At 69.8% G+C, this 22996-nt stretch carries 26 protein-coding genes; 20 read left to right on the forward strand and 6 right to left on the reverse strand.

Annotated elements, in window-relative coordinates:
- Window positions 1–14: 14 nt before the first annotated feature.
- From yidC to rpmH, 4 genes are read right to left on the reverse strand one after another with little or no spacing between them, the layout of a single operon-like run.
- Window positions 15–1055 carry a membrane protein insertase YidC gene (gene yidC / locus NYE39_RS11050; protein WP_083546244.1) on the reverse strand — a complete coding sequence of 347 codons (1041 nt, stop codon included), beginning with the start codon at window positions 1053–1055 and terminating at the stop codon, window positions 15–17.
- Window positions 1052–1384, reverse strand: a complete 333-nt coding sequence (yidD, locus tag NYE39_RS11055; protein ID WP_072626037.1) for a membrane protein insertion efficiency factor YidD — start codon at window positions 1382–1384, stop codon at window positions 1052–1054. Before yidD ends, yidC begins: the two co-directional genes overlap by 4 nt.
- The gene (rnpA, locus tag NYE39_RS11060) at window positions 1381–1755 is read right to left on the reverse strand and encodes a ribonuclease P protein component (RefSeq protein ID WP_072626038.1); all 375 of its coding nucleotides are present in this window, start codon (window positions 1753–1755) and stop codon (window positions 1381–1383) included. The genes yidD and rnpA overlap by 4 nt, the downstream gene beginning before the upstream one ends.
- 11 nt (window positions 1756–1766) lie before the next feature.
- Entirely contained in the window at window positions 1767–1904 is a 138-nt protein-coding gene (gene rpmH / locus NYE39_RS11065) for a 50S ribosomal protein L34 (protein ID WP_072626039.1), read from the reverse strand.
- A gap of 452 nt (window positions 1905–2356) precedes the next feature.
- Here rpmH and dnaA point away from each other — a divergent pair, with 452 nt between their 5' ends.
- The 9 genes from dnaA to NYE39_RS11110 all read left to right on the forward strand — a co-directional run bounded on the left by dnaA (window position 2357) and on the right by NYE39_RS11110 (window position 11236).
- Window positions 2357–3859 carry a chromosomal replication initiator protein DnaA gene (dnaA, locus tag NYE39_RS11070; RefSeq protein ID WP_341012702.1) on the forward strand — a complete coding sequence of 501 codons (1503 nt, stop codon included), beginning with the start codon at window positions 2357–2359 and terminating at the stop codon, window positions 3857–3859.
- Between the two features lie 738 nt (window positions 3860–4597).
- Window positions 4598–5731: a DNA polymerase III subunit beta gene (gene dnaN / locus NYE39_RS11075; protein ID WP_072623293.1), complete on the forward strand. Its 1134-nt coding sequence runs from the start codon at window positions 4598–4600 to the stop codon at window positions 5729–5731.
- 49 nt (window positions 5732–5780) lie between these two features.
- On the forward strand, window positions 5781–6845 hold the full coding sequence (gene gnd / locus NYE39_RS11080; protein WP_072623294.1) for a phosphogluconate dehydrogenase (NAD(+)-dependent, decarboxylating): 1065 nt from the start codon (window positions 5781–5783) through the stop codon (window positions 6843–6845).
- Window positions 6846–6987: 142 nt separating this feature from the next.
- Window positions 6988–8193: a DNA replication/repair protein RecF gene (gene recF / locus NYE39_RS11085; protein WP_341012703.1), complete on the forward strand. Its 1206-nt coding sequence runs from the start codon at window positions 6988–6990 to the stop codon at window positions 8191–8193.
- The gene (locus NYE39_RS11090) at window positions 8190–8762 is read left to right on the forward strand and encodes a DUF721 domain-containing protein (protein ID WP_341012704.1); all 573 of its coding nucleotides are present in this window, start codon (window positions 8190–8192) and stop codon (window positions 8760–8762) included. The genes recF and NYE39_RS11090 overlap by 4 nt, the downstream gene beginning before the upstream one ends.
- A gap of 14 nt (window positions 8763–8776) precedes the next feature.
- Window positions 8777–9331: an LURP-one-related/scramblase family protein gene (locus NYE39_RS11095; protein WP_341012705.1), complete on the forward strand. Its 555-nt coding sequence runs from the start codon at window positions 8777–8779 to the stop codon at window positions 9329–9331.
- A 170-nt stretch (window positions 9332–9501) separates the two neighbouring features.
- Window positions 9502–9870: a 2Fe-2S iron-sulfur cluster-binding protein gene (locus NYE39_RS11100; protein WP_072623297.1), complete on the forward strand. Its 369-nt coding sequence runs from the start codon at window positions 9502–9504 to the stop codon at window positions 9868–9870.
- Window positions 9871–9872: 2 nt separating this feature from the next.
- Window positions 9873–10802 carry a catechol 2,3-dioxygenase gene (locus NYE39_RS11105; protein WP_072623298.1) on the forward strand — a complete coding sequence of 310 codons (930 nt, stop codon included), beginning with the start codon at window positions 9873–9875 and terminating at the stop codon, window positions 10800–10802.
- Between the two features lie 2 nt (window positions 10803–10804).
- Entirely contained in the window at window positions 10805–11236 is a 432-nt protein-coding gene (locus tag NYE39_RS11110; protein ID WP_072623299.1) for a GlcG/HbpS family heme-binding protein, read from the forward strand.
- 10 nt (window positions 11237–11246) lie between these two features.
- Here NYE39_RS11110 and NYE39_RS11115 read toward each other — a convergent pair whose 3' ends face one another.
- Window positions 11247–12194, reverse strand: coding sequence for an AraC family transcriptional regulator (locus NYE39_RS11115; RefSeq protein WP_192911203.1), 948 nt, complete (start codon window positions 12192–12194; stop codon window positions 11247–11249).
- Between the two features lie 243 nt (window positions 12195–12437).
- On the opposite strand from NYE39_RS11115, the gene NYE39_RS11120 reads away from it, so the two are divergent.
- From NYE39_RS11120 to NYE39_RS11145, 6 genes are all read left to right on the forward strand, one after another.
- Window positions 12438–12890 (forward strand): hypothetical protein, encoded by a 453-nt coding sequence (locus NYE39_RS11120; RefSeq protein WP_192911204.1) that lies wholly within the window; start codon window positions 12438–12440, stop codon window positions 12888–12890.
- 39 nt (window positions 12891–12929) lie between these two features.
- Entirely contained in the window at window positions 12930–13865 is a 936-nt protein-coding gene (locus NYE39_RS11125) for a hypothetical protein (RefSeq protein ID WP_341012706.1), read from the forward strand.
- 82 nt (window positions 13866–13947) lie between these two features.
- The gene (locus NYE39_RS11130; protein WP_192911205.1) at window positions 13948–14262 is read left to right on the forward strand and encodes an MmoB/DmpM family protein; all 315 of its coding nucleotides are present in this window, start codon (window positions 13948–13950) and stop codon (window positions 14260–14262) included.
- A gap of 97 nt (window positions 14263–14359) precedes the next feature.
- The gene (locus NYE39_RS11135; protein WP_192911206.1) at window positions 14360–15928 is read left to right on the forward strand and encodes a YHS domain-containing protein; all 1569 of its coding nucleotides are present in this window, start codon (window positions 14360–14362) and stop codon (window positions 15926–15928) included.
- Window position 15929: 1 nt separating this feature from the next.
- Entirely contained in the window at window positions 15930–16256 is a 327-nt protein-coding gene (locus tag NYE39_RS11140) for a phenol hydroxylase subunit P4 (RefSeq protein WP_072623305.1), read from the forward strand.
- A 115-nt stretch (window positions 16257–16371) separates the two neighbouring features.
- Complete coding sequence (locus tag NYE39_RS11145) at window positions 16372–17469, forward strand: NADH:ubiquinone reductase (Na(+)-transporting) subunit F (RefSeq protein WP_072623306.1); 1098 nt, start codon at window positions 16372–16374, stop codon at window positions 17467–17469.
- Between the two features lie 35 nt (window positions 17470–17504).
- Here the strand turns inward: NYE39_RS11145 and NYE39_RS11150 are convergent, their stop codons facing one another.
- Complete coding sequence (locus tag NYE39_RS11150) at window positions 17505–18269, reverse strand: IclR family transcriptional regulator (RefSeq protein ID WP_192911207.1); 765 nt, start codon at window positions 18267–18269, stop codon at window positions 17505–17507.
- Between the two features lie 62 nt (window positions 18270–18331).
- Between NYE39_RS11150 and NYE39_RS11155 the strand changes: the two genes are divergently transcribed.
- The 5 genes from NYE39_RS11155 to NYE39_RS11175 all read left to right on the forward strand — a co-directional run bounded on the left by NYE39_RS11155 (window position 18332) and on the right by NYE39_RS11175 (window position 22990).
- Window positions 18332–19138: an IclR family transcriptional regulator gene (locus tag NYE39_RS11155; RefSeq protein ID WP_341012707.1), complete on the forward strand. Its 807-nt coding sequence runs from the start codon at window positions 18332–18334 to the stop codon at window positions 19136–19138.
- A 198-nt stretch (window positions 19139–19336) separates the two neighbouring features.
- On the forward strand, window positions 19337–20128 hold the full coding sequence (locus NYE39_RS11160) for a 2-keto-4-pentenoate hydratase (RefSeq protein ID WP_341012708.1): 792 nt from the start codon (window positions 19337–19339) through the stop codon (window positions 20126–20128).
- A gap of 11 nt (window positions 20129–20139) precedes the next feature.
- A complete protein-coding gene (locus NYE39_RS11165; RefSeq protein ID WP_341012709.1) occupies window positions 20140–21120 on the forward strand; it encodes an acetaldehyde dehydrogenase (acetylating) in 981 nt (326 codons plus the stop codon).
- On the forward strand, window positions 21117–22205 hold the full coding sequence (dmpG, locus tag NYE39_RS11170; protein WP_341012710.1) for a 4-hydroxy-2-oxovalerate aldolase: 1089 nt from the start codon (window positions 21117–21119) through the stop codon (window positions 22203–22205). Before NYE39_RS11165 ends, dmpG begins: the two co-directional genes overlap by 4 nt.
- A complete protein-coding gene (locus NYE39_RS11175; protein WP_072623310.1) occupies window positions 22205–22990 on the forward strand; it encodes a 2-keto-4-pentenoate hydratase in 786 nt (261 codons plus the stop codon). The genes dmpG and NYE39_RS11175 overlap by 1 nt, the downstream gene beginning before the upstream one ends.
- Window positions 22991–22996 lie beyond the last annotated feature (6 nt).

The following is a 22996-nucleotide window of genomic DNA, read 5'->3' on the forward strand; positions in this document are numbered from 1 at the left end:
GGGCCCGTCGGGGGTCAGTTGTCGGTCCGGGGGCGGTCTTCGTCCACCGCGGAGCTCGAGCCGGACTTCGGCGGCGGGCCGCCCTTCTTCTTGGCCCGCTTCTTCGAGGTCGGCTGCTGGCGCTGCCCGGAGATGACGCCCTTGGCCTCCAACTCCTGGGCCATCTCGGCGTCGTGCTTGCGCTCGCGCGTCTCCTCCGGGGTGTCGATCGACTTCCCGGCCTTGCGGCGGCGGTCCTGCATGGCCTTCTCGGCCGCGGAGCCCGGGGCCGGCATGCGCCGGATCACGTAGAACTGCTGGCACATGGTCCACACGTTGGTCGTGAACCAGTAGATGAGCACACCGATCGGGAAGTACACGCCGGAGACGGCGAAGATGATCGGGAAGAGGTACAGCATCATCTTCTGCTGCTGCGCGAAGGGCCCCTCGAGAGCCGTCGCGGGCATGTTCTTGCGCATCAGCTGATACTGCGTGGTGAAGGTCGTCAGGGACATGAGGATGATCAGCGTGATTGTCACGACCTTGACGCTGATCCCGCCTCCGGTCCCGAGGAACTGCGCGGACAGCTGGGCGCCGAAGATCGACGAGGACTCCGCCTGGGCGGCCACCTGCTGGGTGATCGGGCCGATGCCGGCCTTGGCGCCGGAGCCGATCTCGTCGAGGCTGTTCAGGACGCGGAAGAGGCCGAAGAAGAAGGGCATCTGCACGAAGATCGGCAGGCACGAGGAGAAGGGGTTGGTGCCGCTGTCCTTGTACAGCGCCATCGTCTCCTCGGTCATCTTCTGCCGGGAGTCGGGGTCGGTCTTGCCCTTGTACTTCGCCTGGATCTTCTGCATCTCGGGCTGGATGAGCTGCATCTTGCGCGAGGCGTGGATCTGCTTGACGAAGAGCGGGATGAGCGCCGCCCGCATGACGATCACGAGACCGACGATGGACAGGGTCCAGGTCCAGCCGCCGGCCTCCGGCAGCCCGATCGCCGTGAACGCCCCGTGCCACAGATACATGATCCAGGCGACGAGCCACTCGAAGGGGTACATGATGTCGCTGAAGCTCACGTGGTGAACGTCCTTCGGTCGGTGGCGTCGGTGCCGACGCCGTCGTCGTGGCCCTCGACATCGGCGAAGCGCGGCGTGGCCAGGTCAGGCGATCCGCGCTGCGCCCAGGTCTCGGGCACATGGTCGATGCCCCCGGCGGACCAGGGGTTGCACCGCACGATGCGGTGCACGGTCAGGTAGCCGCCCCGCACCAACCCGAAGCGCCGCAGGGCGGTCAGCCCGTAGGCGGAGCAGCTGGGGAAGTAGCGGCAGGACTGCGGCAGCAGCGGGGACACGAGCACCTGGTAGCCGCGAACGAGCCAGATGAGGGGCTGGGCGAGGAGAGTCATCTCGCCCGCTCAACGAGCACCGAGCGCAGACAGTGCCGAAGGGCGGCGCCCAGCTCGTGCGATTCGGCGTCGGCGGCCGCGGGGTTGGCCCGGATCACGACGTCGGTGCCGGGCGGCAGGTCCGCGAGGAGCGGTGCCACCTGGGCCCGCAGCCTGCGCTTGACCCGGGTGCGGGTCACCGCATTGCCCACGGCCGTGGACACGACGAGACCGACGCGCGGGGAGTCGTCCCCCCGGGCGTCGGTCTGGGTCGCGTCCGCCACTCGGGCGTGGACCACGAGCAACGAGGAGCCCTGGCGTCGAGCGCCGCGGCCCCGGATCGTCGTCGCGAAGTCCCTACGCTCCGTCAGGCGGTGCCGCGTGGGCAGCACCGGGCGGCTCGTCAGGCAGAGATCTTCGAGCGGCCCTTGGCGCGGCGGTTGCTGAGGATGGCCCGGCCGGCGCGGGTGCGCATGCGCAGACGGAAACCGTGCGTCTTGGCCCGGCGACGGTTGTTGGGCTGGAAGGTGCGCTTGCTCATGGCAGTCTCCGATGATCAGTGGGCCCAGGGCCCGGTGCTGAGGTCTGGTGGGCGGCTTCGGCCGCGATCGGAAACCCACGTCCGGCACCGAAGGAGTCCCGAGCGAGATCGTGGGCATGCGAAAGCGGCCGACAGGCCGACGTCCACGGTACGGGACGTCTTCGCGCGGGGTCAAACCATGACGGGGTTCCTCGCGCACGCGACGAAACCGATCACGATGCCAACCCGGGGACGGCTGTCCAGCGCGACACGCCGGGAGCCCGAAAAAAGTCGCGACGTCAGGTTGCCGCCACCGGAGTGTGTTGTTAGCGTCGCACCTCACCACCCTGCCCGACATGCATCTCCACAGTCTGTGGACAACGTTGTGGATGCACCCTTCGGCAGTGGGAGGATGACCGTCGACATCAGTCCCGATCGGCCGCCGAGCCGCAGAAAAGTTGAGGTGTGCGCCCGTGGCCGGAGGCGAGGTCGACTTCGGTGAGGTCTGGCGAACCACCCTCAACACCCTCGATGCCGACGGCGTTCCCGTCACCCGTCGCGCCTTCCTCAGCATGGCCCGCCTCGTCGGCCTCCTCGACGACACCGCCCTGATCGCCGTGCCCGACGACTTCTCGAAGAACTTCGTCGAGCAGCGACTGCGCATGCACGTCACCCAGGCCCTGTCAGAGCAGCTGGGTCGTGAGGTCCGACTGGCCGTCACGGTCGACCCCGACCTCGCCGACGGCGAGCCGCTGCCGCCGACCCAGGGCCTGGCCGAGAACGACTCGGTGGCCGCCCCGGCCGACCCGGTCGTCCAGCCCACTCCCCAGGGCCTGTCCTCCACGCTCCCGGTCGAGGGCCGTGACGACGGGCTCGTCGACGACGACCCCGAGCCGGCGCCGGTGCGCGCGCGCCGCGGCCGCCCCGAGCCCGAGCAGGTCGAGCTGACCCGGCTCAACCCCAAGTACACCTTCGACACCTTCGTCATCGGTGCGAGCAACCGCTTTGCCAATGCCGCTGCCGTCGCCGTCGCCGAGGCCCCGGCCAAGGCCTACAACCCGCTCTTCATCTACGGGGAGTCCGGGCTGGGCAAGACCCACCTGCTCCACGCGATCGGCCACTACGCCCGCAGCCTCTACCCCCACGTCAAGGTGCGCTACGTGAACTCCGAGGAGTTCACCAACGACTTCATCAACTCCATCCGCGACGACAAGGCTGCCAACTTCCAGCGCCGCTACCGCGACGTCGACGTCCTGCTCATCGACGACATCCAGTTCCTCCAGGGCAAGATGCAGACGCAGGAGGAGTTCTTCCACACCTTCAACACGCTGCACAACGCCAACAAGCAGGTGGTCATCACCTCCGACGTGGCACCCAAGCTGCTCTCCGGCTTCGAGGAGCGCATGCGCAGCCGCTTCGAGTGGGGTCTGCTCACCGACGTGCAGCCCCCGGACCTCGAGACCCGGATCGCGATCCTGCGCAAGAAGGCCATCCAGGAAAAGCTCTCCGTGCCGGCCGACGTCCTCGAGTTCATCGCCAGCCGGATCAGCACCAACATCCGTGAGCTGGAGGGAGCGCTCATCCGGGTCACGGCCTTCGCCAGCCTCAACCGTCAGGCGGTCGACATCGGCCTGGCGCAGATCGTCCTCAAGGACCTCATCCCGACCGAGCAGTCGAGCGAGATCTCGAGCGCGACGATCATGGCCCAGACCGCCGACTACTTCTCGCTGACGATCGAGGACCTGCAGAGCGCCTCGCGCACCCGCAAGCTGACGACGGCACGCCAGATCGCGATGTACCTGTGCCGGGAGCTGACCGAGATGTCGCTGCCGCGTATCGGCGAGCAGTTCGGCGGCCGCGACCACACGACGGTCATGCACGCCGAGCGCAAGATCCGCGAGCTCATGGGCGAGCGCCGCGCGATCTACAACCAGGTCACCGAGCTGACCAACCGGATCAAGCAGCAGGCCGGCTGACTCCTCCTTCGCCCGATCCGGTCGTATCCGGATGTCTACGGATCATCCGATACCCATGGATATCCGGCGATCCCGTGTTGTCCACAGGCTTCTCCCCACCTGTGTGTCGCTCCGCGACCCGTCCGTGACCTACCGTCCGGTAGCTCACCTCCGCCCCCTTCGTCCACAGATCCACAGGCTGTGGACAGTCTTGTGGGTAGCGCTCTCCCCGGCATACCGGGCAACACGCCCGACACCGTCCACAGACCTACCCGGGACGACCCACAGCACGAGCCCGGTTCGCCCCGGGTCCGGCCGTCGACGTCATCACGGGGCCTTGGCACCACCGACCATCCACATTCGCGGGGCCGCCCCTGCGGACGACGCTGTGGACAGACTGTGCACGGGCCCGACAGCCTTGGGACGACGCATCTGCGTCCACACCCCACGCCAGCTCGTCGACATGCTGTCCACGTCGACATCCACACCCAAGATCCGTGCCAGCAGCGGGCTGCAGGGGGTTGTCCACGGTGTCCACACCGCCGAAGAAGATGATGAGTCCTCTCTCCATCCATTCCCTCCCCCACGCATGGCTGCTGCCCTGCCTGTGGACGTACGAGCCCTGACGAATCACAAGATCACCCTCGGTTCCCCAACCGGCCCCCGACCACGTAATGTCAGGAACCCACGCGTCCATGCGCGTGGATCCGTGTCATTCCCATGACCTCGCGCTCGAGCGCGTCGAAGGGTAGGTCTGTCGTGAAGTTCCGCGTCGAGCGCGATGTGCTGGCCGAGGCGGTCACCTGGGTGGCCCGTGGTCTGCCGAACCGTCCGCCGGTCCCTGTCCTGGCCGGTGTCCTCATCGAGGCCACCGATGACGGCACGCTCACCCTCTCGACCTTCGACTACGAGGTCTCGGCCCGCATCACGGTGGCCGCTGAGGTCTCCGAGCCCGGCACCGTCCTCGTGCTCGGTCGCCTGCTCGCCGACATCTCACGCAACCTCCCGGGCAAGCCGGTCGACATCACGACCGAGGGCGCCAAGGTCCAGGTGACCTGCGGCAGCTCGCGCTTCGCCCTGCTGCAGATGCCCGCCGACGAGTACCCCACGCTGCCGACCTCCCCCGAGGGCAGCGGGAGCATCGACGGCACGGTCTTCACCCAGGCGGTCCAGCAGGTGCAGATCGCCGCCGACCGCGGCGACACCCTGCCGATCCTCACCGGCGTCCGGGTGGAGATCGAGGGCGAGAAGGTCACCCTCCTGGCGACGGACCGCTACCGCCTCGCGATGCGTGAGCTGACGTGGAGCCCCAACACCCCCGACGCGAGCCACATCGCGCTCATCCCCGCCCGCACCCTGTCCGACACCGCCAAGGCGCTCGGCGCCTCCGGCTCGGTCGAGGTCTCGCTCGGCGCGGCCGCCGGCGGCTCGGGCCTCGTCGGCTTCGAGGCCGGGCAGCGGCACACGACGAGCCGGCTCCTCGACGGCGAGTACCCCAAGGTGTCGAAGATCTTCCCCACCGCGAGCGAGACCGAGGCGGTCGTCGACACCGAGGTGCTCACCGAGGCCGTCAAGCGCGTCGCCCTCGTCACCGAGCGCAACACCCCCGTGCGGCTGCGCTTCAGCGACGGCCAGGTGACGATCGAGGCGGGCGCCGGTGACGACGCGCAGGCCTCCGAGGCCGTCGAGGCCAAGGTCGACGGCCCCGACATCGAGGTCGCCTTCAACCCCGGCTACCTGCTCGACGGGCTCGGCGTCCTCGGTACGACCTTCACCCGGTTGTCCTTCACCGCCCCCCTCAAGCCGGCGATGATCACCGGTCAGGACACCCAGGACGGCGAGATCGACACGACCTACCGCTACGTCCTGCAGCCGGTGCGTCTCGCCGGCTGATCCCCCCTTCGCCCCGGTCGTGGGGTGCCACCGTCAGGAAGGCTCAGTCATGCAGATCGGTCTCATCGGACTCGGCAAGATGGGCGGCAACATGCGCGAGCGCATCCGCCGCGCCGGCCACGAGGTCGTCGGCTACGACACCAACCCCGAGGTCTCCGACGCCGAGTCGGTCCAGGCGATGGTCGACGCGCTGCCGGCGCCGCGGGTCGTGTGGGTCATGGTGCCCGCCGGCGAGGTGACCCGCTCGGTCGTCGCCGACCTCGCCGAGCGCCTCGAGCCCGGTGACCTCGTCATCGACGGCGGCAACTCGCGCTTCAGCGACGACGGCCCCAATGCCGAGCTGTTGAGCGCGAAGGGGGTCGGCTACCTCGACTGCGGCGTCTCCGGTGGCATCTGGGGCCTGGACAACGGCTACGGCCTCATGGTCGGTGGCGACGCGCAGCACGTCGAGCAGGCGATGCCGATCTTCGACGCGCTGCGCCCCGAGGGTCCGCGCGACGAGGGCTTCGTGCACGCCGGCGCCGTCGGTGCCGGCCACTACGTCAAGATGGTCCACAACGGCATCGAGTACGGCCTGATGCACGCCTACGCCGAGGGCTACGAGCTGCTCGAGCGCAAGGACATCGTCACCGACGTGCCGGGTGCCTTCAAGGCGTGGAGCCGCGGCACCGTCGTGCGCTCGTGGCTGCTCGACCTCATGGTCAAGGCCCTCGAGGACAACCCCACGCTCGACGACGTCAGTGACTACACCGCCGACTCGGGCGAGGGTCGCTGGACCGTCGAGGAGGGCATCGCCAACTCCGTGCCGATGCCGGTCATCTCGGCCTCGCTCTTCGCGCGCTTCGCCTCGCGGCAGCAGGTCAGTCCGGCGATGCAGGCCGTCGCCGCACTGCGCGGGCAGTTCGGTGGTCACCAGGTGATGACCGTGGCCGAGGGCGAGGACCTGCGAGCCGAGGCAGCGAAGGGAGTGGCCTCCCCCGCGGCGAGCCACGCCCAGGAGGAGAAGAAGGTCGACAAGCCGACGACGCCGGCGCAGGCACCGAAGGGCGACGCCAGCCAGGCCGGCCCGACGAGCGGGTCGGGCGAGACCTCCGGTGGGGCCTCGGGAGACTGATGTTCGGCTTCATCGCTCCCATCGGCGAGCACCTCCAGACCCATCCGATCACGCTCAAGATGGCCTTCGCCGGCTTCGTCGGCGTCGTGATGCTCTTCATGGGGGTCTTCTGATGGCCGGCCGGCCCCCGGCGTCCTGACCCGTGTACGTCCGACACCTGAGCATCGGCGACTTCCGCAGCTATCCTGCGGCCGAGCTGGCCCTCGAGCCGGGGGTGACGACCCTCGTCGGGCTCAACGGCCAGGGCAAGACCAACCTCGTCGAGGCGATCGGCTACGTCGCCTCGCTCTCCAGCCACCGGGTCGCGATCGACCAGCCGCTCGTGCGCTTCGGCGCCGACCGGGCGATCGTGCGTGCCGCCGTCGTGCGCGACGAGCGCGAGAGCCTCGTCGAGCTGGAGATCACCCCCGGGCGGGCCAACCGCGCCAAGCTCAACCGCTCTCCCCTGCCGCGCACCCGAGACGTCCTGGGCACCCTGCGCACGGTGCTCTTCGCGCCGGAGGACCTCGCGCTCATCAAGGGTGACCCGGGCGAGCGACGCCGCTTCCTCGACGACCTGCTCGTCCAGCGGCAGCCCCGCTGGTCGGGCGTGCGCTCCGACTACGACAAGATCCTCAAGCAGCGCGGGGCCATGCTGAAGTCCGCCGCGGCACTCCTGGGCGGCCGGCGCGGTCGCGGCCGTCGCAGCTCCGCCGCTCCCGAGGGGGTCGATCCCCGGGCCGCGGGCGAGGACGCCGTGCGCACCCTCGACATCTGGGACGACCATCTCGCGACGGTCGGCAGCCAGCTGCTCTATGCGCGGCTGCGCCTGCTGCGTGACCTCGTCCCGCACCTCCAGCAGGCCTATCGCGAGGTCAGCGCCAACCAGTCGGAGGCCACGGCGGTCTACCGCAGCTCGCTCCACGACGAGGCGGCCGAGGCGATCGCCGGCGGCGAGGTGCCCGAGCCAGACGAGCTGCGGCAGATGCTCCTCGACACCCTCGGTGAGCGGCGTGACCAGGAGATCGAGCGCGGGGTCAACCTCGTCGGTCCCCACCGCGACGACCTCGTCCTGGGCCTGGGGCCGATGCCGGCGAAGGGCTACGCCTCCCACGGCGAGTCGTGGTCCTTCGCCCTCGGCCTGCGCCTGGCGGCCTACCACCTGCTGCGCCACGACCTCGGTGACGACCCCGTGCTCGTGCTCGACGACGTCTTCGCCGAGCTCGACAGCGGCCGCCGCGAGCGGCTCGCGGCGATGATCGCCGACTGCGAGCAGGTGCTCATCACCGCTGCCGTCCCCGAGGACGTGCCCGAGTCGATGGCCGGCCGCCGCTACTCCGTCACGCTCGGCGAGGTGTCCGGCCCATGAGCGAAGGGGAGGTCCCACCCCCTTCGTCGGGAGACGGCGGGGACGAGACGCAGCCCTCGACGACGCCGGCCCCCGCGGAGGAGGAGCAGGACGCGGCGGCTGCCGCCCTGGCCCGCGCTCGCGCGGTCGCGGCGACGAAGGGGCTGCGACCCGGCATGAAGCCGCGGCGCAAGCGGAAGTGGCAGCCCCGCGGCGTGCTCGCCGGCACCGGCCGCGACCCGATGACCGTCGGCGAGCAGGTCGAGCGACTCGTCGGCGACCGCGGGTGGCAGGTCGACGTCGCCGCCGGGTCGGTCATGGGCCGGTGGCCCGAGATCGTCGGTCGCCAGGTCGCCGAGCACTGCGAGCCGGTGAGCTTCGAGGCCGGGGTGCTCTCGGTCCGGGCCGACTCGACGGCCTGGGCGACGCAGATCCGGCTGCTGTCGAGCTCGCTGCTCGGCAGCATCGCCGCGGCCGTCGGGCCCGATGTCGTGCACGAGCTGCGGGTGCACGGGCCGAGCGCCCCGTCGTGGTCGCGCGGACCGCGGCGCACGAGCGACGGCCGGGGGCCCCGGGACACCTACGGCTAGCGCACACTGACCTCATGGGGATCCTGCAGACCGACGCCCTCGTCCTGGACCAGGTGCGCTCCTTCCTGAGCAACGACTTCGGCATCCACGACCTGACGGGTGCGCCGATCGGGCGCATCGTCACCGAGGGAGGTGCCGGGTCCCGGCTGCTCATGGGCAACCGGCAGCTGGCGATCGTCGACACCGACGGCACGCTGCTCATGCGGGTCGTCGACCCGCCGGGCATCGGTCTCGACCGCTACGAGGTGCACGACGGGCAGGGTCAGGTCGTCGCCCGCATCGTCAAGGAGTTCACCTTCTTCACGAAGGCCCTGCGCATCGAGCTCGCGACCGGCCCGCAGCTGCGGCTCGAGGGGTCGATGTGGGACCGCGAGTTCCAGGTGACCGGCCCCGGAGGTGTGGCCGCGACCGCGAGCCGGCACTGGCCGGGCGTCGCCGAGGCCCTCCTCGGGCGCGAGCGCTATGTCCTCGGCTTCAGCCCGCAGGTCCCGGTCCCCGAAAAGCTGGGCACCATCGGTGCGGTCATCGCGCTCGACCTCATCCGAGCCAAGGAGCGCAACAACGGTTGAGCCGAGCGCCACCGGCGCCGGCCACCGACCGACCGGCCAGCCGGGACCGACCGGCCGGGACCGACCGGCCGTTCCGCGAAGGGGAACGTTCGCCCCCTTCGTCCGTGGTCTCGCCCACAGTGGACCCACCGGGTCGTCGGCGACCCGGCACGACCACGAAGGAGTGCTCGATGACGACGATCATCGTGCAGCCGTCGGGCACGCAGATCCACATCGAGCCCGGCGAGACGCTGCTCTCCGGCCTGCACAAGGCCGGTTATGCCTACACGGTGGGTTGCCGCCGTGGCGGCTGCGGAATCTGCAAGGTGGATGTCGTCGACGGCGACTTCTCCTACAACCGACCCGTGGCCGACTCGGTCGTCTCCGAGGACGAGCGCACCGACGGCACCTGCTTGAGCTGCCGCGCCGTCGCCGACGAGGACCTGGTCATCGAGATGCGAGACGCGTCCCTGCGGCTCGTCAACCCCCTGCTCGGCAAGATCAACGCGGCGCGCTGCGACCGCGAGCGGTCTGCGGGCACCCCACTGGAGGAGCAGTAGACATGGGCATCATGCGGATGGGTTACGCCCACGTGCGTGTCACCGACATGACCGAGGCGAAGAACCACTATGCCTCGACGTTGGGTCTCTACGAGACCCTCGAGGACACCTCCCCGGAGGGCAACAAGCGCGTCTTCTACAAGGGCTGGGACGAGTGGGACCACCACTCGGTCGTCCTCGAGGAGGGGGGCGTCGGCGTCGTCAAGTACGGCTGGAAGGTCGAGCACGAGGCCGACATCGACGACGTCGAGGCCAAGGCCAAGGCCTTCGGCCTGACCGTCGAGCGCATGTCGAAGGGGGACAACCCGGAGATCGGCGACGGCATCCGCTTCGTCACGCCGAGCGAGCACGTCTTCGAGGTCTACCACCAGGCGACCGCGATCGGCACCGAGGTGGGCACGCACAACCCCGAGGTCTTCCCCCGCCACCTCGTCGGTATCGGCGCCCCGGCCCTCGACCACTCCCTCATCACGACCGAGGACGTGGGCACGATGGAGCGGATGCTCTCCGACGTCTTCGGCTTCTACGCCACCGAGCGCGTGCAGACCAGCCTCGAGGACGACCACGAGTGCGTCGGCACGTGGATGACCTCCAACAACCAGATCCACCAGCTCGCGGTCATCGGCGGCCCCCAAGGCAAGCTGCACCACTTCGCCTTCCGCCTCGACGACTGGAACTCCGTGGGTCGCGCGGCGGACCTGATGACCATGGATGACGTGCCGATCGACATCGGTCCGACCCGTCACGGCATCACCCGCGGGCAGACCGTGTACTTCTTCGACCCCAGCGGCAACCGCAACGAGGTCTTCTCCGGCGGGTACCTCGCCTTCCCCGACCGCCCGAGGCACGTGTGGACCGTCGACCAGATCGGCAAGGGGATCTTCTACCACGACCGCGAGCTCAACGAACGCTTCACCACCGTGCTCACCTGAGGATGGGCGAGCACACCCGCGGCAGCGCCGTCTTGACCCTCGAGGGGGCCGAGGCGGCGCTCGCCGCTGCTCTGGCGTACGCCCGCGAGCACGACCTGCGGATGAACGTCGCCGTCGTCGACCCCGGCGGGACGCTGCTCGCCTTCGCCCGCATGGACGGCGCCTTCGCCGCCTCTGGCGAGATCGCGATCGACAAGGCGCGGACCGTCGTCCGCTTCGGCGGGGCACCGACCTCCGGCCTCTACGAGGCGCTCGCCGGCGAGGACGCGGTGATCCGCGGTATCGGCAACCGGCCCGGGGTGGCTGCCTTCGGCGGCGGGGTCCCGGTGCGCGTCGACGGCGAGCTCGTCGGTGCGGTCGGCGCCTCCGGTGGCTCGGCAGGCGAGGACGAGCAGGTGGCTGCGGCCGGGGCGGTGGCGATCACCGGGACCTAGCCTCGGGGCGTCAGGCAGCCCGGGCCAGGGTCTGGCTCGGCAGTTCCCCGAAGCGCTCGCGGTAGGCCGCGGCGAATCGCCCGAGGTGGGTGATGCCCCACGAGAGGGCGACCTCGGTCACCGTGCCCCCGCGCCCGTGGACGAGGTCGTCGTGGATGCGGTCGAGCCGCAGGTCGTGCAGATGGGCGAAGGGTGTCGTGCCCAGGTGCTCGCGGAATGCCTGCTGGAGCCGGCGCACGCTGACGCCGGCGATCTCGGCGAGGTCGACCGGGGTCCAGGGACGCGTCGGGTCGGCTTCCATCGCCTCGACGACGCGGTGGACGGGGCGGGGCCGCAGCGCGTCGCGAGCGGTGGGTTCGTCCGGGACCGCGGCCAGGAGCAGCCCCGTGACGAGCATGCTCGCGACGGAGTCGGCGACCTGCGGGTCGCGGTAGAGGACGCCGCCGCAGTCGCGGGCGTTGTCGAAGGTCGTGCGCGCCATCCGGAACCACGCAGCCCCCGCCGGGGTGCGCAGGTCGATGTCGGTCGGCAACCGCACGTCCTTGCGGGCGAAGACCCGCTCGCTCTCACGGTGCAGGTGCGCGCTGTCGATGCGCAGGCCGAGGACGACGACGTCAGGAGCCCAGGCCGGCATGTGTGCGGGGGTGTCGGCCGGGAAGGCCGTGGCCCGACCGGGTGCGGCGTCGTAGTTCATGCTGCCGATGCGGGAGGCGAGGTGACCGCTCAGCGGGATGTTGACCGCCACGGCACCGGGGTGGTCCGATTCGATCCCCACGGTCGCGCCGAACGTGATGCGGGCCAGCCGGCAACTGTCGAGGTCGACGACCTCGATGCCCGAGGCAGAAGCCCCGGGCACGGCCTTGGGGTGCATCGCGTGCGGGAAATAGGCATTGGACAGGGCGTCGTGCACCCCCTCCCAGTCCTCGAACCGGGGTGCCGACTGCAGAAGGTGCCTCATCGCACTCCTCTCGCGATCATCCGTGATCGCCCGATGATGACCCCCCAGGGTGACGGGTCCCGGTGGCGTTCCGCAGCGGGGAACGACGGTGTGCTTCCGGGTGCCTGCGTCGAGCGGACAGCGACTGCGTTCATCGGATCGTGGCGGGCGCCACACCCGGCCTACGTTGCCTGCACGACACACCACGCCGGGGTGGTGGGGCGGACCTCGCTCCTCGTCCCCGGACCACCGAGGAGAGGTGCCATGACGCCCTTCATGACTCGCGTCGCCGAGCTCGTCGGCACGCCCCATCAGCACCACGGCGAGCTGGCCCAGGGGCCGACCACCGTGCCGCGGACCCGGATCAGCGAGCGGGTGGCGACCGGGACCGGCGCCGACCGGCACGTCGCCCTGCGGTCGCTCGCCGAGCAGTACGTCTGCGAGGCGAATGCCGTCCTCGGGTCCGAGCGCGAGCATCTCGGCCTCGTCGACGAGACCCTCCCGAACGAGCTGGCGTTCACCGTGACCTTCGGTGACGCCGGTGCCCGGTGCTCCACGACCTTCGCCGACGGCCGAGCGGTCGGTCGTCTCGTCGGCACCTTTGACGAAGGGGGTGACGAGCGTGAGCTCGACGGTCCCGACGCCCTGCCGGATCTGCTCGTCCGGCTCCTGGAGACCGCCCCGACGCAGGCGATGCGCACCGCGCAGCCGAGCTGACCCCCCTTCGCCAGTCCACCAGACCAAGGAGAACGTCCAGTGCAGTACGAGCTCAAGACCCAGGTCATCGAACCCCAGCGGCAGACCTTCACCCACATCGCGAAGCGCTATGGCGACAAGCCGGCCTCGCGCTACATCGAGGGCAGCATCGACGTGCAGCCCAAGGAGAACTTCCAGTACCGCCCGACGTGGGACCCGACGCGGGAGATCTACGACGACTCCTACAGCGTCTTCCGGCTGACCGATGCCTACAGCTACCTCGACCCGCGGCAGTACTACTACGCCCCCTACGTCACCGCCCGCTCCGGCCACCACGAGGCCTTCGCGACCTCGCTCGAGTACATCGAGGCACGTGGGCTGCTCGAGCGTCTGCCCGACGGCTGGCGCAGCGTCCTCGACGAGCTCGTGCTGCCCCTGCGGCACCTCGAGAGCGCCGGCCAGCTGATCCTCTGCGGGATGGCCCGCTTCGGCTGGGGCGCGACGGTGACCCAGGCGGCTGCCTACTCTGCCTTCGACCGGGTCGGCAACGCTCAGGTCCTCAGCCGGGTCGGCATCGCCCTCGGCGGCGGCACGGCGGACCTGCTCGCCGAGGCCAAGGAGCACTGGCTGCAGGACGCGCCCCTGCAGGGGCTGCGCCGGATGGCCGAGGAGACCATCGTCGAGACCGACTGGGGTCTGGCGCTCTTGCGTCTCGACGCCGTCGACCGGCTCGTGTACGACCTGCTGTACCAGCACCTCGATGACCAGGCCGTCGTCAGCGGTGCGCCGGCCTACTCGCTCGTCGCGCAGCACATGGCGCTGGTTCGCCGACAACCGCAGGTGGATCGACGCGCTGTACACGGCCTGGCGCGAGGATCCCGAGCTCGGTGCGACCAATGCTGCCCTCCTCGCGGAGCACGGCGCGGCCGCCGTCGACACGGCGCTCGAGGTCGTCACCCCCTTCGCCGCCCGCATCGACGAGCTGCTCGGCGGTAGCTCGGCCGTCGACCGGATCACCACGACCGCCGCCGAGGTGCGCGCTGCGCACACCGGCGCGGCCGCCTGAGAGGAGAGCGCCATGCAGGAGCAGACCACGGCAGACGATCCGCAGACGAAGGGTGTCCGCGACGTCGGCGTCGTCATCCAGGAGTCGGAGAACAACCGGCCCGTCATCGAGGCCATCGAGGCCGACAACCCCGGGTGCAGCGTGATGCGCACCCCCGGACTCGTCCGCATCACCGCCCCGGGCCGCATCGTGGTCACCCAGGAGACCGTCGAGGAGAAGCTCGGCCGGGAGTGGGAGACGCACGAGTTCCAGATGGCGATCGTCAGCTACTTCGGCAACATCCAGGAGTGGGACGACGACGAGATCGTCATCGCCTGGGACCACTGAGACAGACAGACAGACCAACCGACCGCATCAGGTCTCGAGGCTCGGGCGCCCGGCGCCCTCACACCTCGACCACCGTTGACCACAGGAGAGACCCACGATGACACTTGCACCGGAGAAGAAGACGAAGAAGGCCAAGAAGCTGTCGATGAAGGCCCGCTACGAGGCCCTCACCCGCGGCCTCGACTGGGAGCCGTCCTACGTCGAGAAGGACGAGATGTTCCCGCACCTCGACTACGAGGGCATCAAGATCCACGACTGGGCGGCCTGGGAGGACCCCTTCCGCCTGACGATCGACGCCTACTGCAAGTACCAGGCCGAGAAGGACAAGCGCCTCTACGCCGTCCTCGACGGCTTCGCGCAGGGGCAGGGCCACCTCGGTCTGACCGATGCGAGCTACCTCAACGCGATGAAGATCTTCATCCAGGGCGTCACACCGCTCGAGTACGGCGCCCACCGGCACTTCTCCTACCTGGCGCGGCACTTCGCCGGACCCGGCCCGCGGTTTGCGGCACTGTGCCAGTCGATCGACGAGATCCGTCACATGCAGACCGAGATCCACACCCTGTCCAACTACAACAAGTACTACTCGGGCCTGCACAACTGGCCGGAGCAGTACGACCGGGTCTGGTACCTGTCGGTGCCCAAGAGCTTCATGGAGGACGCACTGTCCTGCGGGCCCTTCGAGTTCCTCATCGCGATCGGCTTCTCCTTCGAGTACCTGCTGACCAACCTGCTCTTCGTGCCCTTCATGTCCGGGTCGTCCTTCAACGGCGACCTGCCGACGATGACCTTCGGCTTCTCGGCGCAGTCCGACGAGTCGCGGCACATGACCCTGGGCCTCGAGGCGATCAAGTTCCTCCTCGAGCAGGACGAGGCCAACGTCCCGATCGTCCAGGGCTGGATCGACAAGTGGTTCTGGCGCTCCTACCGCGTCACCGCACTCGTCGCCCAGATGCTCGACTACATGCTCCCGCGCAAGGTCATGAGCTGGAAGGAGTCCTTCGAGCTGTACTTCGAGGAGCAGATGCTCGGTGGCCTCTTCGAGGACCTCGCCTTCTACGGCATCACGCCTCCGCGCCACGTCGAGGACGCCATCAAGGAAAAGGACATCCTCTCCCACCAGGTGTACTGGACCCTCTACCAGTTCTCCTTCGCGGCCGCCTTCACGACGAGCGCTCCGAGCGAGGAGCACATGGACTGGCTCTCGCAGGCCTACCCCGACACCTTCGACACCCACTACCGACCGCTCTGGGAGAAGGAGAAGAAGAACATCGAGGCCGGCGAACGGCATTTCGCGCCGGGCCTGCCCCAGCTGTGCCAGGTCTGCCAGGTGCCGATGCTCTTCACCGAGCCCGGCGACCCGACCACCTTCGCCCAGCGTGAGTCCGAGTTCGAGGGCGAGATCTACCACACCTGCTCCAACGGCTGTCAGTGGATCTTCGAGCGCGAGCCGGAGAAGTACCGCCAGGCCTGGCTGCCCGTGCACCAGATCTACCAGGGCAACTGCGGGGGTCCGACCGTGCCGGAGGTGCTCGAGTGGTACGGCCTGCAGGACGGCGACGCCGGTGAGTACATCGGATCGCGCGACCACCGCAACTGGCTGGCCTGGCACGACGAGGCCGCAGCCGACACCACCACCCCCGACGACACGAAGGCAGGTGCCTGACATGGCGATCAAGAGCCTGGGCGCGTACGACTTCCCCTCCCGCTCTCGGCAGGAGCTCTATGGCGACGATCAGCTCGTCTCCGTGTGGTTCCAGGACACGATGTGGTTCGCCTCCCCGGCGATGTTCCGGGCACCGAGGGCGATGACCTGGGCCGACTTCAGGGACCAGATGTTCGTGCCCTTCGCCGAGGAGGACCCCGACTACGACCCCGCTGCCCCCCGCACGTGGATGCTGCACGGCGCCCCCTTCGAGCCGCGTGACGACCAGACGCTCGCCGAGCTCGGCGTCCGTCACAAGGACGTCATCGGCACCCGCGTGGCCGCCTGAGGTGGAGACGACGATTCCCTGAGGCGCTCCTGCGTCTCGCTGCGGGAATCGTCGTCTCCTGCACCTCCCTCACAAGCCGTCAGCTCCCCCCTTCGTCCCGCTCGAGGAGAGACCCATGACCACCCACACGATCACCGTCGAACCCGTCGGCCGCGAGGTTGAGTGCGACGAGGACCAGACGATCCTCGACGCCTGCCTGCGCGCGGGGGTGTGGCTGCCGCACAGCTGCACCCACGGCACCTGCGCGACCTGCAAGGTCGACAAGCTCGACGGTGAGGTGGACCTGGGCGAGGCGAGCTCCTTCGCCCTCATGGACTTCGAGCGGGACGAGGGCAAGCTGCTCACCTGCTGCGCGAGGCCCCGCGGGGACGTGACGATCGAGGCCGACCTCGACGTCGACGAGGACATGGAGGTGCACCCGGTCGAGGACTACACGGGCACCGTCGTCGTCCTCGAGGACATCGCGCAGGACACCAAGCGGCTCGTCGTCGAGCTCGATCGTGAGGTCGGTTTCAACGCGGGCCAGTACATGAAGTTCACCGTGCCCGGCGCGGACGGGGCCGAGCCGTGCGACCGCACGTGGTCGATCGGCTCGCCCCCCGGCGAGAGCTCCCGGCTGGAGTTCCACATTCGCAACGTGCCCGGCGGGCGCGGGACGGACGGCTGGGTCTTCTCCACCCTGGCGACGGGGGACGAGGTCCGGTTGTCGGGGCCCTACGGGCGCTTCGTGCTCAAGACGGGTGACGACAAGCACGCGATCCTCGTCGGTGGCGGCACGGGTGTCGCGCCGCTGAAGTCGATGGTCCGGCACGCCCTCGAGGCGGGCGAGTACGAGGGAGACCTCACCCTCTACGCCGGAGGGCGCACCCGAGCCCACCTCTACGACGTCGACGTCTTCCGGGCGCTCGCCGACGAGTACGACGAGTTCACCTACCGGCCCTGCCTCTCCGACGAGACGCCCGAGCAGGTCGAGGCCGACGGCGAGGACCCGGACGACTACGCCTTCGGCATGGTCACCGATGTCATCGAGGCCGACCACGCGAAGCTATCCGGCTGCCGCGGCTACCTCTGCGGCCCGCCGCAGATGGTCGACGCGGCCCTGAAGACCCTGATGAGCCGACGCCTCTTCCCCCGGGACATCTTCCGCGAGGACTTCTTCGACGAGTCGGACAAGAACTCCACAGGCCTGAAGAGTCCGCTCATCAAGCGCTGAGCGCGGCCCGATCGAAGGCCGGCAGGCTCGATGACCTACAGGTCGGCATCCCGAAGCTGTCGCGAGATGGCGAAGGCCGCGGTCCGCACCGCCACCCCCAGGCGCTGCAGGTCCATGCGCTGGGTCGGACCGCTCACCGAGAGCGCCGCGCGGATCTTCCTGTCCGAGCCGAAGACCGGCGCGGCGACGCACGAGACGCCGACGTGGGACTCCTCGTGGTCGTAGGAGGTGCCCTCGGTACGGATGTCCTGGAGGTTGCGGGCCAGCGCTCCCGGGGTGACGAGCGTGCGCGGCGTCATCGCGGGCAGGCCGGCCTCGACCCGCTGCGCGAGGACGGCCCTGGGCGAATAGGCGAGCATCGCCTTGCCCACCCCCGTGGCATGGGCCGGCAGCCGGCCACCCACCTGGGAGGACAGCCGCGGTCCCTGGTTCCGGACGATCTCGATGTAGACGACGTCGATCCCCTCGAGGGTCGCCAGGTGCACCTGGCGCTCGGTCGCCTGGTGCAGGTCGACCATGAGCGGCCGGGCGACCTGGCTGAGCGAGCGCGGCAGCGGGACGCTCGAGCCGATCTCGAAGAGCCGTACGCCGAGGACGAGGCGACCGTCGGGGGTGCGCTCGAGGAGGCGCTCGTCGACGAGCTGCCCGACGAGCCGGTGCACGCTCCCCTTCGCCAGGCCGGTGCGGGCTGCGAGCTCGCTGATGCCGAGCGGGGTGTCGGCCCCTTCGAGGGCACCGAGGACGGCCGCGACCCGCCCGACGACGGAGGTGGGTGGGTCGTTCGACTCAGCGGAACGCATTCCTTGATCATGCCCGATACCAGGGCCCACAGTGCAGCATCGAACCGAAGGAGTGGACGACGATGACCACCGCGACGCACGACCCCCAGACCGAGGCCGACGCCTGGTGCACGCCGAAGCCCAAGCGGGCCACGGGTGGCGGACTGCGCTCGGTCGGGACCGCGCTCGACGTGCTCGAGTGCTTCGCCGTCGACTCCGCCCTGGGCGTCTCCGACGTCGCGCGCCGCCTCGGCGTCGCGAAGTCGACCGCCCACCGCGTGCTCACCACCCTCGCGAGCCGCGGTTTCATCGAGCAGGACAGCCAGGGGCTCTACCGGCTCGGGCTACACCTCTACGACCTCGGGATGCTCTCCCACGCCCGCAACGGTCTGCGCCATGTGGCCCTGCCCGTCATGCAGGCCGTCGCCGAGCAGACCAGGCACACCGTCAACCTGGGCGTGCCCGACGGAGGCGACATCGTCTTCATCGAGCGCATCGAGTCCGTCGACGGCGTGCGCATCCTCGGGCACAGCGGGCGACGGCAGGCAGCTCACTGCGTCAGCTCGGGCCTGGCCATCGCGGCCTTCAACCCCGACGTCGACCGCGCCCGTCGCGAGGCCGGCTTCCCGCCCCGCACCCGCGGCACCGTGCGTCGGGTCGAGGAGTGGGAGGAGGCACTCGGCGTGGTCCGCCAGCGCGGCTATGCGGTGCTCCACTCCGGCTCCATCGCCGGGGCCAGCTCGGTCGCCGTCCCGATCCGCTCCCAGGGGCGTGCCATCGGCTCCTTGTCGGTCTTCGGCCCGACGCCCCTCATCGAGGCGGACGTGCGGCGGGTCGTCCCGCTGCTCACCGCCGCCGCCAACCGCATCGCCCGGCAGTACCAGTCCTGACCACCCGTCCCACGCTCCCCGAGGCCGCATTGCCCTACGGCAATGCGCGAGGAGGCCGCATTGCCCTACGGCAATGCAGCCTCAGGGGCGTGGCACCACTGGATGGACGAAGGGGGGACCCCCTTCGTCCACCACCTGACGTTCCCGTGCCGGGAACGACCCCACCGACCCACGAAGGACGGACCTAGCGTGACGACCATGACCGACTCCTCAACCCGGACCCGGGCGGCGCAGATCCTCCTCGAGGCCTATGCCACCGGCACGCCGGTCGCGCCGCTCACCGAGCAGTTCGACGGCCTGACCGTCGAGGACGCCTACGCCATCCAGCTCGAGCAGGTCCGCTCCTGGACCGACGCCGGCCGACGGATCATCGGCCACAAGGTCGGCCTGACCTCGCTGGCGATGCAGAAGCAGCTCGGCGTCGACCAGCCCGACTTCGGTCACCTCACCGACGACTTCGCGCACCTGGAGCACGAGCCGATCGCGCTCGACACCTACCTCCAGCCGCGCGTCGAGCCGGAGATCGCCTTCGTCCTGCGCAAGCCGCTCACGGGACCGGGGGTCACCCTCACCCAGGCGATCGACGCCGTCGACTACGTGCTGCCGGCCCTCGAGGTCGTCGACAGCCGGGTCGCGGACTGGAAGATCAAACTCGCCGACACCATCGCCGACAACGCCAGCTCCGGCGGCTTCGTCCTCGGCAGCACGCCGACCCGCCTCACCGAGGTCGACCTGCGCCTCACCGGCTGCGTCTTCACCCGCAACAGCCAGGTCGTCGGCACCGGTGCCGGCGGAGCGGTGCTCGGCTCCCCCATCAACAGCCTCGTCTGGCTGGCCAACACCGTCGGTGCGCTCGGCACGACGCTCGAGGCCGGCCACGTCATCCTCCCCGGGTCCGTCACCTCGATGGTCCCCGTGGCACCCGGCGACGTCTTCACCGCGACCTTCGGTGGTCTCGGCAGCGTCACCGCGTGCTTCGCGTCGAAGTGAAAGGTGAACCCATGACCACCCGCACCAAGGGAACCGCCGCCATCGTCGGCCCCGGCAACATCGGGACCGACCTGATGTTCAAGCTCATGCGCCGCTCCGAGGTCCTCGAGCCGCGCTACATGGTGGGCGTCGACCCGAGCAGCGACGGTCTGCGCCGGGCGAAGACGCTCGGCCTCGAGGCCAGTCACGAGGGCGTCGACTGGCTGCTCGCCCAGGACGAGCTGCCCGACGTCGTCTTCGAATGCACCTCGGCCAAGGCCCACGAGGCCAATGCGCCGAAGTACGCCGAGGCCGGCATCCTCGCCGTCGACCTCACCCCTGCTGCCGTCGGCCCGTACCTCTGCCCGCCGGTCAACCTCGACTTCAACCTCGACGCGACCAACGTCAACATGATCACCTGCGGTGGCCAGGCGACGACCCCGATCGTCGCGGCCGTCTCCTCGGTCGTCGACGTGCCCTACGCCGAGATCGTCGCCTCGATCTCGAGCAAGTCCGCCGGCCCGGGCACCCGGGCCAACATCGACGAGTTCACCGAGACGACGAGCGAGGCGCTCGAGGTCGTCGGCGGGGCGAGGTCGGGCAAGGCGATCATCATCCTCAACCCCGTCGAGCCGCCGCTGATGATGCGCAACACCGTCTTCTGCGCCATCCCGCAGGAGGCCGCCGAGGCGGGAGCGCTCCACGACAAGGTGCAGGAGTCCATCGCGGCCATGGTCGCCCGCGTGCAGGAGTACGTCCCCGGTTACCACCTGCGCGCCGACCCGCAGTTCGACCACGCCCGGGACCTGTGGCAGGGCATGGCCCGGGTCACCGTTCCGATCGAGGTCAAGGGTCGCGGCGACTACCTGCCGGAGTACGCCGGCAACCTCGACATCATCACGTCCGCCGCTGCCCGCGTGGGCGACATGATGGTGGCCCACCGCCTGGGGGTCGACTCCGGCTGGGTCCCCGCGGACACCGACAGCACGACCGGCCAGGAGGCGACGGCATGAGCACCGACAACACGAACAACACGGCCCCCTCGCCCGTGCTCTTCGATGGCGACGTCGACGTGCGAATCACCGACACGACGTTGCGCGACGGCTCGCACGCGATGTCGCACCAGTTCACCGAGGAGCAGGTGCGCACCACGGTCCGCGCTCTCGACGACGCCGGCGTCCAGGTCATCGAGGTGACCCACGGCGACGGCCTCGGCGGCTCCTCCTTCAACTACGGCTTCTCCGCTGTCGACGAGATGTCACTCATCAAGGCGGCCGTCGCCGAGGCCCACCGGGCGAAGATCGCCGTGCTCATGCTCCCGGGCCTGGGCACCGTGGACAAGCTCCACGAGGCACACCAGATGGGCGCCCAGATCGCCCGGATCGCGACCCACTGCACCGAGGCCGATGTCTCGATCCAGCACTTCGGCGCCGCGCGCGAGCTCGGCATGGAGACCGTCGGCTTCCTCATGCTCAGCCACATGATCGGCCCGGAGGAGCTGGCCAAGCAGGCCCGGATCATGGTCGACGCGGGCTGCCAGTGCGTCTACGTCGTCGACAGCGCCGGGGCGCTGATCCTCGAGGACGTCTCGGACCGCGTCTCGGCGATCATCGCCGAGATCGGCCAGGACGCCCAGGTTGGCTACCACGGCCACCAGAACATGTCCTTCGGCGTCGCCAACTCGGTGCTCGCCCACCGGGCCGGCGCCCGCCAGATCGACGGCTCGCTGTGCGCCCTCGGCGCCGGTGCGGGCAACTCGCCGACCGAGGTCCTCGCGACCTCCTTCGAGCGTCTGGGCATCACGACGGGCATCGACGTCGGTGGTGTCCTCGGGGCGGCCGAGGACGTCGTCAAGCCCTTCATCCGCCGCATGCCGATCATGGACCGCTCCTCGATCACCCAGGGCTACGCGGGCGTCTACAGCTCCTTCCTGCTCCACGCCGAGCGGGCCGCCGAGCGCTACGGTGTCCCGGCACACGAGATCCTTATGAAGGTCGGTGAGTACGGCTACGTCGGCGGCCAGGAGGACATGATCATCGACGTGGCCCTCGAGCTGCGGGAGCAGCAGCAGCGCTCCGGCGCGACGGTGGGTGCCTGATGGCCACCTGGGACGTCGAGTCGGTCGCCACCGAGCTGCTCGCCTGCGAGGACGAGCGCCGCGACCGCACGAAGTTCACCGACGAGTGGCCCGAGCTCGACGTGGCCACCGGCTACGAGATCCAGGACCTCACCCTTCAGCGCCGCCTCGACCGCGGCGAGAAGGTCGTCGGCATCAAACTCGGCCTCACCTCACGGGCCAAGCAGCAGCGCATGGGGGTCGACACCCCCTTCGTCGCCTGGCTCACCGACGCCATGGTGCTGCCGGCCGGTGACCCGGTCCCCCAGGACCAGCTCATCCACCCGCGGATCGAGCCGGAGCTCGTCTTCGTCATGGGTGAGCGGCTCGAGGGCCCCGGCGTCACCGCTGCCCAGGCGATGGCGGCCGTCGACCACGTCCTCGGCGGCGCCGAGGTCATCGACAGCCGCTACCGCGACTTCAAGTTCGCCGCCGGTGACGTCATCGCCGACAACGCGAGCTCCGGCGCCTTCGTCACCGGGCCGGTGGCTCTCCCGCCGAGCGAGCTCGACCTCTCCCTCGAGGCAGTCCTCGTCGAGGTCGACGGGCAGGTCGTCGACTCGGCGACCGGTGCCGCCGTGCAGGGACATCCCGGCGAGGCGCTCGCCCTCGCGGCCAACGACCTCGCCACGCGGGGCCACGCGATCGAGCCCGGCTGGATCGTCCTCACCGGCGGCATGACCGACGCCTACTTCGCGACCCCGGGCAGCTCGATCTCGTGCCACTTCACCAACCTCGGCTCGGTCCGGATCCACGGGGGCGAGTGACGTGCC

It is taken from the genome of Janibacter sp. FSL W8-0316, assembly GCF_038004165.1.
In the GTDB taxonomy this organism is placed as follows: Bacteria; Actinomycetota; Actinomycetes; order Actinomycetales; family Dermatophilaceae; genus Janibacter; species Janibacter indicus.